Here is a 13468-nt window from a genome sequence, read left to right as displayed (position 1 = left end):
TTCTACACAGAGTTATCTACAAAAAACCCGTTCTTTCCCACGAAAAAATACTTTTTTCAACAGGTGTTAGATGCTATAATACCATCTGTACGAATGATAAAATTATGAAGCTAAAAGGTGGGACAAGGTTATATGAAAACTCTGATTTTGAAAAATAAATGCCAGACAAATGCGACACTTTTATCGAATGAATTTATTGATAATTACATGATAAATGCAAACGGGGAATTTGTAAAAGTCTATTTATTTTTATTACGGCATCTCGACGACCCTTGTTCCTCTTTGACGATCTCTAAGATTGCTGACTGTCTGAAAAATACCGAGAGCGATGTCCTTCGTGCTTTTCGTTACTGGGAATCAGAAGGACTTCTTCTGTTAGAAAAAGATGAGGAAGGCAAAATCATTGGGCTTGAACTGCAAAAGACTGCTCCTTTTGTGAGCGTTTCCTCCGTGGAAAAGCAGACACCCAAGACATCTTCTGGCTCTCCTTATATATCTGCCGGTGCTTCCTCTGCTTTTTCCCCTCATACTGCCCCTGCCTCAAAGGCAATCCCGCTGGATTCTTTTAAGGCGCAGAAGGAATTGAAATCTTTATTTTTTATTGCAGAACAGTACCTTGGAAAGACATTATCCCGCACAGATATGGATGCCATCACTTATTTTTATGATACGCTCCACATGTCCGCAGACTTGATTGAATATCTGATTGAATCTTGTGCAGAAAATAATCACAAAAGCATCCATTACATACAGAAGGTTGCGCTTTCCTGGGCGGACAACGGTATTGAAACAGTTGCACAGGCAAAAGAACAAGCACTTAGTTATCATAAAAACTGTTATACTGTTCTCAATGCATTTGGTATCAAGGGAAGAGGGCCTGCCTTATCTGAGCTGTCCTATATAAAAAAATGGACTGAAGATTTCGGTTTTTCACTGGACATTATACAAGAAGCCTGCCGGCGCACGATCACCGCGACTCACCAGCCAAGCTTTGAATATACAGATTCCATACTCTCTAAGTGGAAAAAGGAAAATGTAAAACATTTAAAAGATATTCTTTCTCTAGATGAAAACTATCTAAAGAAAAAATCAGCACAAAAAGAGGTTGTCCGCAAAACCAAGCCTGTCACCAAAAATCTCAACAATTTCGAAAGACGTTCTTATGATATGGATTCTCTGGAAGAGAAGCTGTTGAACAGTAATTAAGTAAGGAGTAAATAACTTGGGACTAAAAAATTCGCAATACCAGGCAATTATGAGAGACTATGAGCAAAAGCAGTTTAGAAGCCACGATATACTGACCAAGCATTATCAAACAGTATATGAAAAGCTGCCAGAATTCAAAGAATTGGATGAGTCCGTATCATCCCTTTCTGTTCAATATGGGAAAAAGCTTTTAAATGGCGTGGAAAAGGATATTCAATCTCTCAAAGAGGAGCTGGATATTCTGCGCAGCAGCAAAGAGCATCTTCTTGTAAGCGCTGGTTTCCCTAAAGATTATCTGGAACCCGTCTATGAATGTCCTGACTGCCAAGATACAGGATATATAAACGGTCAAAAATGTCATTGCTTTAAAAAGGCTGTTACGGATTTACTCTATGAACAATCCAATCTGAAGGAAATTCTAAAGGAAGAAAATTTTGATACTTTTCAGCTTGATTTTTATTCGGATAATTTCTTTGATCCGAAAACCGGACGTTCTTCTAAAAATATTATAAAAGACGCTTTGAAGGTATGCCGCCATTTTACAGATACATTTGGAACAGAATTCCATAATCTGTTTCTCTACGGGGATGTCGGAGTAGGTAAAACCTTCCTCTCCAACTGTATCGCAAAAGAACTTATGGACCGCGAATATTCCGTTCTTTATTTTTCTGCGCCTAAGTTTTTCAATATCCTGGCGCAAAATACCTTTGATAAAAACGATATTGACGCACACAATATGTTCGAATATATTTTTAGCTGTGACTTATTAATCATAGATGATTTGGGCACAGAATATACAAACTCATTTATAGCATCCCAGCTTTTCACCTGCATCAATGAAAGGCTGATTAATAAAAAATCCACCATCATATCTACGAATCTGTCTCTGGAAGCGCTGGCTGATTTGTATACAGAACGTGCTTTTTCCAGAATTACTAGCAGTTACACATTACTAAAGCTGGTTGGGGATGACATAAGAATCAAAAAGAAGTTAAAAAACAGGGAGGAGCATTCATGCTAAGTCGAACAGAACGAATTTTAGAAAATATTCCAGTTGGCGCACTGGGCCTGATTCCAGTTACTGGCTGCGAACAGCTGGTGAAAAAGGTTGATGATTATCTGGTCAAATGGAGAAAAGAAAGCGCATCCAAATATAAAGACGATATTGCTTTCGCCGGATACGAAAAAGACTCTTTTATCATTGACGCTAAAATTCCTCGCTTTGGTTCCGGAGAAGCAAAAGGAATCATTGCAGAGTCAGTCCGCGGAAAAGATTTATACATCTTAGTAGATGTTTGCAACTATAGTGTAACCTATTCTCTCACTGGAAATATCAATCACATGTCTCCAGATGACCATTTTCAAAACTTGAAACGTGCGATCGCCGCCGTTGGCGGAAAAGGCCGTCGTGTCAATGTTATTATGCCCTTCCTCTATGAAAGCCGCCAGCATAAACGAAGCGGCAGAGAGTCTCTGGACTGTGCTCTCGCGCTCCAGGAACTCGTCCGTATGGGAGTAGAGAATATCCTGACATTCGATGCACACGATCCACGTGTACAAAACGCAATTCCTTTAAGTGGATTTGAGACCGTATCTCCCACCTACCAGTTCATCAAAGGCCTTTTAAGAAATGTAAAAGATCTACAGATTGACAGTGCACATATGATGGCAATCAGCCCTGACGAGGGCGGAACAAACCGCGCTATATACCTGGCTAACGTGCTTGGGCTCGATATGGGTATGTTCTATAAACGACGCGACTATACAAAAATTGTAGATGGGCGAAATCCAATTGTAGCACATGAATTTCTTGGCAGTTCTGTAGAGGGGAAAGACGTAATTATCATTGACGATATGATTTCCTCCGGAGACAGTATCATTGAAGTTGCAACAGAATTAAAGCGCCGCAAGGCAAAACGTATTTTTGCCGCAGCTACATTCGGTCTGTTCACTAACGGCATGGAAAAGTTTGACAAAGCATATGAAGATGGGATTCTCACAGGTATCCTTACGACAAATCTAATCTATCAGACTCCAGAGCTGCTATCCAGGCCCTACTATATTAGCTGCGATATGAGTAAATATATTGCCCTGTTGATTGATACATTAAACCATGACGGTTCTATCAACTCCCTGTTGAATCCAAATGAACGTATTCAGCGTGTACTGCAAAAATATAAAAACGGAGAAACAATCTAACATAGTTCATACCCTCTCTTTACAAGAGCACACACAATCTGTAAAGAAAGGGTACCAATTTCATATATTATTTTTATAAAAAGGGTATCACTTCTCTGTAAATCAATATTTCAGAGAAGCGATACCCTTACTTTTCCTCATTGTCCGCCGTATTATATTTTTTACAGAATATTTTCCAGTCAGTTTCTATGTATAATAAGATTATCCTTTCTTTTACACTTCTATATTGGTCAAAATATTCCGCAAATTTGTTCCTCTGTCCACCCTTTTCTGATAAACAAGACAAATTCTTGTAATAATAATACTGTATCTCATTTTCGAATCTCTCCAGACACTGTTTAATATCCAATTCGGTTCCCTTGATCCTGTAACAAGATTTCTCCATGCCAACACAGTATCTCAGATTGTCCATGCATACCTTAAGTTCCTCAAATAATTCCCGCATAATCCACCACTCTCTGATTTACAGTAAAAGTCTCGCTATAAGGATGACGATATAGTGAGTCCCTTTATAGTGACTTACTATTTACTACCTCATTATATATAATTAGAATAAATTTGTAAAGGAGAATTTGAATGGACTACGGCTATTTGGAGTTTCATATAGATGAAATACTAAAAGAAAAACACATCTCCAAAAATAAAATCTGCAAAGATTTAGATATTCCACGTTCTAACTTTAACCGATACTGCCGCAGTGAATTTCAACGCTTAGACGCTGGTTTGATCTGTAAACTGTGTTATTATCTTCAAATTGATGTCGGCAGCCTTATCACTTATCATAAAGGAAATGCTACAGATGATTCTGTATAAGCCGCGTATCTTTTTTCAATATTCTCAGCTTGAATTTTCTAAATTCTTTTGCTATAATTATTTCTGTTGTAGTTTTAGTTCGTCTAAATTACAGCAGAAAATAACATAGAAATGAGCTTAATCAGCCAAATAGAAATAAGTCTCTAAGGCGTAGTCTATTGTGCATCAATGGATTAACGCCTTTTTATATTGAGAAACGGAGGATTATTATGCCAAAAACAAAATTCCAGGAGGTAGTTTTCTGCCTGCTGATGTCATTCTTTATGGTTATAGCTATGGAGCTTTACAACACAGGACTTCGGATGCACGGTCTGACTAACGCCGGAATGCTGCATACATTCCGCGAAATAATATTAATACTGCCTATTTGTTTTATTATGAGCTTTTTCATTGTCGAAAGAATTGTGCCTAAAATCGTTTTTCAGTTGGTAACTCCCGGAGAAGACAAGCCTGTCTTTGTCATTCTCATCAGATCTTCTGTCACAGTCGCTTTTATGTGTCCGATTATGAGTCTCTGGGGGATATGCATTTTTAAACAACCAGGAAGTGAATTTCTGCCTGTTTGGCTACAGACAGTTGTTTTAAATTTTCCCATGGCATTTTTCTGGCAGCTTTTCTTCTGCGGGCCGCTGGTACGTTTTCTGTTCCGCTGTATATTTGAAAGGAAAAATGGCCAGGAGGAATTTGCCTCATAGCGTTTTTCTTGTGATTAAGTCCGTTTCCTTATTGAAGCGGACTTATTTATATTAGTGATATTTGCAAAAAACATTTCGTAAAAATCATCCTCCCCGTTAAGAACCGGAGAATTCTCTCCACCTCCGTTTGTACTCCGCTTCATTGTCGCATAAAATTCCTCTCCCGCACTGATTAATTCCATCTCATACAATTCATATCCCAGTTCCCTGCAGGTCCTGCAAAATGCAGACAGAGGCTCTGTCGCCTCCCTTGTTTTCAAAAGTCTCTGCCGTACAGACTCATCCTTGAGCGCTAAATTCTGTAATTCCTCTAATATAGTTGGTATATCCCTCATAAAATTCACCTCTCATCTAATCCAATGATTATAAAAAACCTGGAAAACTTAAATTTTTCGAGCTTTTGAACTTTTCGATTTAAAACAGTTAATTAACGTTTGGGCAACTGGGAATGCCTGATTTTACTGGGTTCTTGGAATGTAGTATTGCAAACACATTACGAACGCAGGACTTCTCATTACTCCTCAGCACACCTTATGAATCATCCACCTGACTACTTATCTTTTTTTGTAAATCACAATCTCAGGTTCTGCACCATTACACCCATACTCGCATATGAGCAGATAATCGTTGTCCGCAACAAATCCATAACATCTGTCGCTATTTGTTTTTTCTACTTGACAGCCGATATATATTTTTGTATCGTCAAGCAATTTGATTTTCCTCTCATCGGGAAGCGTGTATTCCAAATTCACATAAGCGCCGCTTAATTGAAAAAGTGTTGTTATAGGCGGCATGTCCTTAATTTTAAAAGAATTAACTTCATCTATTAGCTGCTTCTTATATTGTAAAAAACACTTTTCACCACCTGACTGATAGCATTTGGCAGCAACACATTTCCCTCCCAACGGATGCCCCTTTGTTTCCTACTCTATTGTTAAGTAAATAACCACAAAGGCAAGGGCAATGCCAGTACCAACCATAATCCACCGTAACGGAAAAATATCTGAAAGCGGACCAAAAACAGCCATTCCAGCAGGAAGAAATCCAGAATACATTGCTCCCATCAATCCAAAAACACGCCCCTGCATGGATTCATCCGCCTTCTCCTGTATAATTGTGGTTGTCGATGTCTGTATCATTGTCAATGCTATACTGTATAAGAACATTATTACAAGATAAAGTAAAAAGTAAGGAGATATGCCCATGCCAACTGTCATAATACTAAGAGCAGACAATCCGACCGCCAATGTTTTTACTCTGTTTGGGAAACCTCCCCAAATTCCTATCAATATGCCGCCTAAAGTCATTCCGGCAAACCCAATCAGTTCTGTTGCTGTTAAATACCAATAAGTATCTCCATAAGCACGACTGACTAACAATGCTGACATAAATCCGGCTGGTACACATAAGAAGATAAACATACCATAAACGATCAATATTTTCCCGATATTTTTATCTGAAAAGGAATAGCAAATACCAGCTTTTATATCTTCTAAAATAGACACTGCTTCATTTGTCACAGATTTTACTGGCAAGCGTAAGAAAAATAATATTCCAATGCCAACAAAAGCTGTCAGAATATCAATTAAAAGTGTTGAGCGGAATGTTCCTGCTGATAATACAACACCTGCGACAGCAGGGGACGCAAACTGGACAATAGACTGCATTGTTGCATTTATTCCATTGTACTTCATCAGATATTCCTCTGGTACAAGATACGGTATTACAGCATTGACAGCAGGTGTTTGAACTCCCGCACCAATGGAGCGGATAATAGATATTCCCAATAATCCACTTAACAATATGACATCTGACGACATCATAGGTATTACTAAAAACATAATAAAAGTTGCCAGCATAATTACAGTATCAGAAAGAATGATTAAATTTTTGTGACTGTATCTGTCTGCCCATACTCCACCTAGAAAAGAAGTCAAAAATTGCGGTAGATAAGAGCATATCGTAAATGCAGCCACCCACGTTCCACTTGATGTTTTCAAAGTTACATACCAAATGATTGACATTTGTACAATCATCGAACCAAACAAGGTAATACATTGACTCATGAGAAAAAGAGTAGTATTTCTTTTCCAATTATTTTTCGTTTGTTTTATTATCATTATCTTTTTTGTTCCTTTTTTCTAATAATCACTTTCTGCTCCATAAATACTCTCCATTCTACTACCGTTTGATTGGCATTTTTTTTATCAGCTTTGAAATTTCTTTTTCCCGTTTTCCTTTTGCAATCATATAGCTTTCCTTATCTTCAATATAATCATTTTCAGCTTTTAGTTTCCGATAGGATTGCCAGCGTTCTATCTGCAATTCTCCCATTTCCAGTGCACTTCTAATGGCACATCCCGGCTCATTTGTGTGAGTACAATTACGGAATTTGCACTGAACAGCGAGTTCTTCAATGTCCGTAAAAGTTCTCTCAATTCCTGTATCGTTATCCCACATTCCAAATTCACGCATACCCGGAGTATCGATTACCATACCGCCTGAAGGGAGCACAAACAATTCTCTGCGGGTAGTGGTATGTCTACCTTTATCGTCATTGCGTAGTCCGTCTGTTTTTAGGTATTCTTTACCTAATAATCGATTAATAAGGGTGGATTTTCCTACGCCCGAAGAACCAATGAATGCTATCGTCTTTCCCTCCGAAATGAATGGTAGAAGTTCCTTGTATCCATTTTCTTCTGTTGAGGTCGTAACCAGAATGTCTATTCCAAAAGCAATCGAAGATACTTTTGAAAGTTTGTTCTCCAAATCATCGCACAAATCTGATTTTGTCAGTACAACGACCGGCATAGCACTGCTGTCCCATGCAATGGAAATATATCGTTCCAACCTCCTGAGATTAAAATCATTGTTTAATGCCATACATAAAAATATCGTATCAATGTTTGCAGCAACTACCTGTTCCTGCTGCGGTTCACCAGCCGCTTTTCGGATAAAAGCACTTTTTCGCGGCAACAGTGATTCGATGATTGCACTGTTGCCAGATTCGTTCCAATTTACCCGTACAAAATCTCCAACAGCCGGGTAATCGGAAGAAGCCGTAGCCTGAAATCGGAACTTTCCTGACACTTCCGCCAATTTCTCGCCTTTGTCCGTTACAACTCGATAGAACCCTTTTTCCTGCGATAGAACACGAGCTGGTTCTAATGAAGCATCTTGTAAAGTTTCGTTTGAAAATGCTTCAGAGAATCCGTATTTTTTTATGTTAATCAAATTATTCACTATAATTTCCTTTCTGCTATAAGTTTTTATGCAAAATATTTTTGAAAGAAATCGTTGATATAACACACATAGCTTTTGGCGATTTCATCTTTTTTCTCCTTACAATCTGCTCCATCCGACAAACTGAGCAAAAGATAAAAAGGAGCATAAAACTCTACTGCTAACGCATGGGACGATGGCAACCGTTTCTCTTGTTCCTTTGATAGTTCGCGAAACAGATTTTCTATATAATCCAAGGGTCCACTTACAAGAACTTTTTGGTATAAATCATTCATTTCCGAGGATTTGTATTGTTCCAGTGTCAGCATTTTGCGAAAATTGCAGGCAATTTCATCTTCACTCCAATAACGAAATTGTGCTTTCATATAATCGCCTATACTTTCTGCTGATACATTAGAAAAAGCTTCCGGCATTTCCGAATAATCCTTTTCCGGAACACCGCTTTTCTGAGAACGCTCTACATCCAGTTGGCAAACATATTCAAATATGCAATTAAAAATATCTCTCTTGTTTTTATAATGCCTATATAACGCACCTTTTGTTATACCTAATTCTCCGGCAATCTGGCTGACAGATACCGCCTCATACCCATTGACAGCAAATAGCCGCAAAGCAGCCACTAATATTTTTTCCTTCGTATTCATCATAGCCCTCCATCTAGTAAACGATTGTTTACTAATATAGTATAGTGAACAATCATTTACTTGTCAAGTGTTTAAATATAATTTCCTACTTAAGGTGAAATGGTATACAAATGCTTTGTTTCATTAAAAAACCTCCCAAGGATTTCTCCCTGAGAGGTCTGTAAAATCTTTTGAAATTGTATGTTTTGAAACGTATGATTAACGTTTACTGAACTGTGGAGCTCTACGTGCTGCCTTAAGACCGTATTTCTTACGTTCTTTCATACGTGGGTCACGTGTCAGGTAACCTGCGGATTTCAAAACCGGTCTGTAATCAGCATCAGCTTCCAGAAGTGCTCTTGCAATACCGTGACGGATTGCTCCAGCCTGGCCTGTATATCCACCGCCATGTACATTTACCAATACATCAAATTTATCAACTGTACCCGTCGCAACAAGCGGCTGGCGTACAACAACTTTCAATGTTTCCAATCCGAGATACTCGTCAATATCTCTCTTATTGATAGTAATCTTACCTGTTCCAGGTACAAGATATACTCTTGCGATAGATTTTTTTCTTCTTCCTGTTCCATAATATTTTGCGTTAGCCACTGTAATGTCCTCCTTTCAACCTTTCCCTAAAATGTCAGTACTTCTGGCTTCTGAGCCTGATGTGCGTGATCTGGTCCAGCGTAAACATGAAGCTTCTTAATCATGTCTCTGCCCATAGGTCCTTTCGGAAGCATTCCTTTAACAGCCAGCTCAATTACTTTTTCCGGTTTCTTGTTCATCATCTCTGCCAATGTAGTCTCTTTCATTCCGCCTACATATTCAGAGTGATTGTAATAAATCTTCTGCTGCAGTTTCTTACCTGTAACTTTTATTTTCTCCGCGTTTACAACGATTACATAATCACCTGTATCGATATGAGGTGTATATTCCGGTTTGTTCTTACCTCTCAACACCTTTGCAACTTCAGAAGCAAGGCGTCCTAATGTACACCCTTCTGCATCAACCACATACCATTTTCTTTCAATCTTGTCAGGGTTAGCCATATACGTTTTCATGGGTATTCCTCCTACTAATAATCTCAACTATAACATTGCTTTTATATATGAAATCAGTACACTCCGGGGCTTTGGTGTATACCGTTTCTCCTTATGTCATGCTGTAATATTATAGTACCTGTCCGGCCTTATGTCAAGTTTTTTTCACTTTTTACCTGTCACTTTATTATCCAAAGGAATTAAAAACTGAATTTTTGTCCCCTCATTTTTTCTACTAATTATATGCAGCCTGCTCTCCTCACCATAACAGAGTATCAGCCGCCTATATACATTTTTCAAACCGATAAACTGCTTTGTCCCCTGCTCTTCACACTGCTGATAAAAAAACTCTATTTCCTCCTCTGTCATTCCTATTCCATTATCTGCTATAAGAAAATGTAGTTTTCTTTCTTCCATGTGAATCCGAATTACCAGCTTTCCTTTTTCGATTTTAGGTTCCAACCCGTGAATAATCGCATTCTCTACTAATGGCTGCAAAATAAAATTAGGAACCTGGCAATCGTATACCTCTTTTGCTACATCGTAACAAACTGTTATTTTATCCCCAAACCTTTCTTTCTGAATCAGCAGATAATCCTTGACAGCTTTTAATTCTTCATTAAGTGTAACGAAATGTTCTTTTTTTATCGTAGCGCGCAAAAGTTCCGCCAAAGCTATAGCAATATCTGATATTTCCGTATTCCCTTTTTCCATAGCAAGCCAACTGATTGTATCCAAAGTATTATATAGAAAATGCGGGTTAATCTGCATTTGAAGAAATTCCAGTTCAGCCTGTTTTTGTGTCAGTTCCATTTTATAAACTTTTTCAATCAGCATTTCTATATGTGCTGCCATTTCATTATATTCTTTTCCTATCAATCCAATTTCATCATAGGAAATCTCTTTTACTCTCGGATATTTTCCTTCTTTCCCCAGTTTCTTCATACTTTCTAATAATTCCTGTGTAGGCTTTGCTATCTTTGAAGGAAGTCGCCATTCTTACAAACACAAAGCTGATTCCTAAAATAAAAAGTACAACTGTAGCCGCAAGGAAAACCATTCTATTTAGTTCCCTGTAAAATTCTTTTACAGAGACTGTCTGTACCAGTGTCCAATCATTCTGCATTTTATTTCCAATGTAATAAAAAGATTCCGAACTGCTTAAAAAATCGTACTGAGAGTTATTTAAATTTTTGAGTTTTTCAATATCCACAGGAAATTCCGTACCTATATATTCTTCTTTATTCCCAGCTACAATTTTTCCATCCCCATCTACAACATAAGCCGCCCCCTCATAATTTATAGAGTTGTCTTTGACAATATCAGATAAATAATCGTTTTCATAAATAATATTAATATAACCCAGAGGTTTCATAGTGGTTAAATCAAGAATCGCTTTTGCAACACATATCCGGTTATCTCCTTCTATAACTTTCCAAAGACTACTTCCATTTGCCGCATAAATCTCTTCTTCTGTAAATCCGAATTGGTCTGCTTCTATTCCAACTTTTTTAACAGAAAATTCTATACCAGATACAGAAATTACGCTGATTGAAACCATATAGGGTTCATACAATGCATTGACCAATACTTCCCTTTCCGCAATCTGCCGACTCTTCTGAATACTATAAAAATCATCTGGTACAGAATTTACTGTCTTTAATTGATTCTGCATTGTCTGGCTTGATAATATCTGCAAATTTATATCCTCTGTTTTTTGAATATTATGCTCCAGATTATTTGTTGTCTGTCTGTTAACATCCTCTAAATACTGTTGGGAAATAGAACCATATCCATAACGGAATACAACAACAAAAATCCCTGCAATTCCTATCCCTGTAATACTGATAAGAACAGCAAAGATCATCATCATTCTTCTTCGTATACCGATAAATTTATGTCTCTTCATAATATACACCTTTTGTTTCTGTCCAAATTGTATTTTTATTCGGTATCTTCTGACATTTCCAATATTTCCTTAATACTATATAATCTTTTTTCTTTACCCTGTTTTCTAAATTCTCCCGGACTGCATCCAAAAGTTCGCTTAAATACCTGACTAAAATATTTCGGATCACTAAAGCCGGCACGTTCACAAATCAGATTAATCTTTTTCGCATTTTCCTGCAAAAATTCTTCTGCCGCGGCTAAACGAATACTGTTTAAAATAGCACTAAAAGAATATCCCGTTTCTTTCTTTATCATCCTGGATAGATATCCGGCAGAAAAGTGATACTTTTCTGCCAGAAAATGTAACGAAATCCCAGAGGCATAATTCTTCCCCATATCCTGAAGAATTTCCATCGCCTGTTCGTCTATCCCACGAAAGCTCCAAAAAATCTGCTCACTCAAGTCTTTGCTAACCGAAGCGCTTTCATAATTTTTGACTACATTTGCCCGATATCTCTCTCGCTCCAATGATTGAACCAGTCGTTTTACTGTTGGAAGTATTTCTTCCCGTCTTACAGGCTTTAGCACATAGTCAAAAACCTGGTTCTGCAAAGCGCGCCTTGCATATTCAAACTCCGAATAACCTGTAAGCAGTATAATAGCTACGTCCATCGAATGTTCTTTAATATATTCTGCCAGTTCCAGACCTGAAAGTCCGGGCATTTTTATATCACTGATAAGGATATCTATCTTTTCATCCAGTAGGATATTTTTCGCCGCTAATCCGTTTTCCGCTTCAAGTACTTCTTGGATTCCCATCGACTCCCACGGAAGAGAGCGTAAACCATTTCTGATAATCCTCTCATCATCTGCTATCAGTAATCTCATCACCAATGTCACCTTTCTTTAGCCTTTTACTGCTCCTGCAACCATTCCTTCCATAATATGCTTATGAAGCCAGATATACACAACAATGCTGGGAATAATTGTAATAATAACCGCGGCTATCTCAACTACATAATCGGTTGCATACTGCCCCTGGAACTCTGTAAGCCCTACCGGCAGCGTCATTTTTTCTGCATCTGTCAGAAAAATCTGAGGAAGCAGCAAATCATTCCAGACTCCTATAAATGTTACAACTGCTACTGTAACAATTGAAGATCTTGAAATAGGCATTACAATTTTGAAAAACAGACGATAAATATTACATCCATCCATAACCGCAGCTTCTTCCAGCTCTCTTGGCAAAGCTCCCATAAACCCTGTCATAATAAAAATGGCCAGCGGAAATGCAACTCCTATATGCGGAAGGATTACAGCCAAATGCGTATTTAACAGCCCTACTTTATTGAACATTGAAAACAAAGGAATGATCGTAGCATATACCGGGATCATCATTCCCAAAAGAAAAATGTTCAAAGTCACTTTGGACAGTTTCCACTGCATCCTGACGATCGCGTACGAAACCATACAGCTTAATATAACAGCCACCACAACAGTTACTACCGCAATAATAACAGAATTGCCAAAGTATTGAAAAATGTTTCCTTCTATAATTGCCCGTTTGTAGTTTTCCAGGCTAAATACTGCCGGCAGTCCCCATGGATTTGCATATAATTCTTCATTCGTTTTAAAAGAACTGAAGAAAAGCCAGACAAGAGGAAACAGGCACATAATTGTAAACGCAATCAATATTATATATTTTGGAACTAAAAAACATTTTTCTTTCAATGAATGTTTCATTTTCCTCTCT

The 13468-nt window shown here is 37.9% G+C and carries 16 protein-coding genes; 5 read left to right on the top strand and 11 right to left on the bottom strand.

Going from position 1 to position 13468, the window contains the following annotated elements; translation table 11 throughout:
* Positions 1–132 precede the first annotated feature (132 nt).
* The 5 genes from H8S37_RS16365 to H8S37_RS16345 all read left to right on the top strand — a co-directional run bounded on the left by H8S37_RS16365 (position 133) and on the right by H8S37_RS16345 (position 4913).
* Positions 133–1206, top strand: a complete 1074-nt coding sequence (locus H8S37_RS16365; RefSeq protein WP_186877136.1) for a DnaD domain protein — start codon at positions 133–135, stop codon at positions 1204–1206.
* A gap of 16 nt (positions 1207–1222) precedes the next feature.
* Complete coding sequence (locus H8S37_RS16360; RefSeq protein WP_186877135.1) at positions 1223–2227, top strand: ATP-binding protein; 1005 nt, start codon at positions 1223–1225, stop codon at positions 2225–2227.
* Entirely contained in the window at positions 2221–3405 is a 1185-nt protein-coding gene (locus H8S37_RS16355; protein ID WP_186877134.1) for a ribose-phosphate pyrophosphokinase, read from the top strand. Before H8S37_RS16360 ends, H8S37_RS16355 begins: the two co-directional genes overlap by 7 nt.
* A 576-nt stretch (positions 3406–3981) precedes the next feature.
* The gene (locus H8S37_RS16350) at positions 3982–4218 is read left to right on the top strand and encodes a helix-turn-helix domain-containing protein (RefSeq protein WP_186877133.1); all 237 of its coding nucleotides are present in this window, start codon (positions 3982–3984) and stop codon (positions 4216–4218) included.
* Between the two features lie 209 nt (positions 4219–4427).
* Positions 4428–4913, top strand: coding sequence for a DUF2798 domain-containing protein (locus tag H8S37_RS16345; protein ID WP_186877132.1), 486 nt, complete (start codon positions 4428–4430; stop codon positions 4911–4913).
* 14 nt (positions 4914–4927) lie between these two features.
* Here H8S37_RS16345 and H8S37_RS16340 read toward each other — a convergent pair whose 3' ends face one another.
* From H8S37_RS16340 to H8S37_RS16290, 11 genes are all read right to left on the bottom strand, one after another.
* Positions 4928–5248, bottom strand: a complete 321-nt coding sequence (locus H8S37_RS16340; RefSeq protein WP_186877131.1) for a hypothetical protein — start codon at positions 5246–5248, stop codon at positions 4928–4930.
* A 219-nt stretch (positions 5249–5467) separates the two neighbouring features.
* The gene (locus H8S37_RS16335) at positions 5468–5818 is read right to left on the bottom strand and encodes a DUF3795 domain-containing protein (RefSeq protein ID WP_186877130.1); all 351 of its coding nucleotides are present in this window, start codon (positions 5816–5818) and stop codon (positions 5468–5470) included.
* Positions 5819–5836: 18 nt separating this feature from the next.
* Positions 5837–7033 (bottom strand): MFS transporter, encoded by a 1197-nt coding sequence (locus H8S37_RS16330; protein ID WP_186877129.1) that lies wholly within the window; start codon positions 7031–7033, stop codon positions 5837–5839.
* Positions 7034–7094: 61 nt separating this feature from the next.
* Entirely contained in the window at positions 7095–8156 is a 1062-nt protein-coding gene (rsgA, locus tag H8S37_RS16325) for a ribosome small subunit-dependent GTPase A (protein WP_186877128.1), read from the bottom strand.
* Between the two features lie 26 nt (positions 8157–8182).
* Positions 8183–8803, bottom strand: coding sequence for a TetR/AcrR family transcriptional regulator (locus H8S37_RS16320; RefSeq protein WP_243207236.1), 621 nt, complete (start codon positions 8801–8803; stop codon positions 8183–8185).
* Between the two features lie 195 nt (positions 8804–8998).
* Positions 8999–9391, bottom strand: a complete 393-nt coding sequence (gene rpsI, locus H8S37_RS16315) for a 30S ribosomal protein S9 (protein ID WP_186877127.1) — start codon at positions 9389–9391, stop codon at positions 8999–9001.
* 26 nt (positions 9392–9417) lie between these two features.
* Complete coding sequence (rplM, locus tag H8S37_RS16310; RefSeq protein ID WP_186877126.1) at positions 9418–9846, bottom strand: 50S ribosomal protein L13; 429 nt, start codon at positions 9844–9846, stop codon at positions 9418–9420.
* A gap of 144 nt (positions 9847–9990) precedes the next feature.
* Positions 9991–10770, bottom strand: coding sequence for a sensor histidine kinase (locus H8S37_RS16305; RefSeq protein WP_186877125.1), 780 nt, complete (start codon positions 10768–10770; stop codon positions 9991–9993).
* Positions 10715–11734, bottom strand: coding sequence for a PDC sensor domain-containing protein (locus H8S37_RS16300; RefSeq protein ID WP_186877124.1), 1020 nt, complete (start codon positions 11732–11734; stop codon positions 10715–10717). The genes H8S37_RS16305 and H8S37_RS16300 overlap by 56 nt, the downstream gene beginning before the upstream one ends.
* A gap of 35 nt (positions 11735–11769) precedes the next feature.
* The gene (locus H8S37_RS16295) at positions 11770–12603 is read right to left on the bottom strand and encodes a response regulator transcription factor (RefSeq protein WP_186877123.1); all 834 of its coding nucleotides are present in this window, start codon (positions 12601–12603) and stop codon (positions 11770–11772) included.
* Between the two features lie 18 nt (positions 12604–12621).
* Entirely contained in the window at positions 12622–13458 is an 837-nt protein-coding gene (locus H8S37_RS16290) for a carbohydrate ABC transporter permease (protein ID WP_186877122.1), read from the bottom strand.
* Between the last annotated feature and the right edge of the window lie 10 nt (positions 13459–13468).

The sequence above is a fragment of the Mediterraneibacter hominis genome (assembly GCF_014287475.1).
GTDB classification, from domain to species: domain Bacteria; phylum Bacillota; class Clostridia; order Lachnospirales; family Lachnospiraceae; genus Mediterraneibacter; species Mediterraneibacter hominis.
This window is presented reverse-complemented; position numbering and strand designations above follow the sequence as displayed.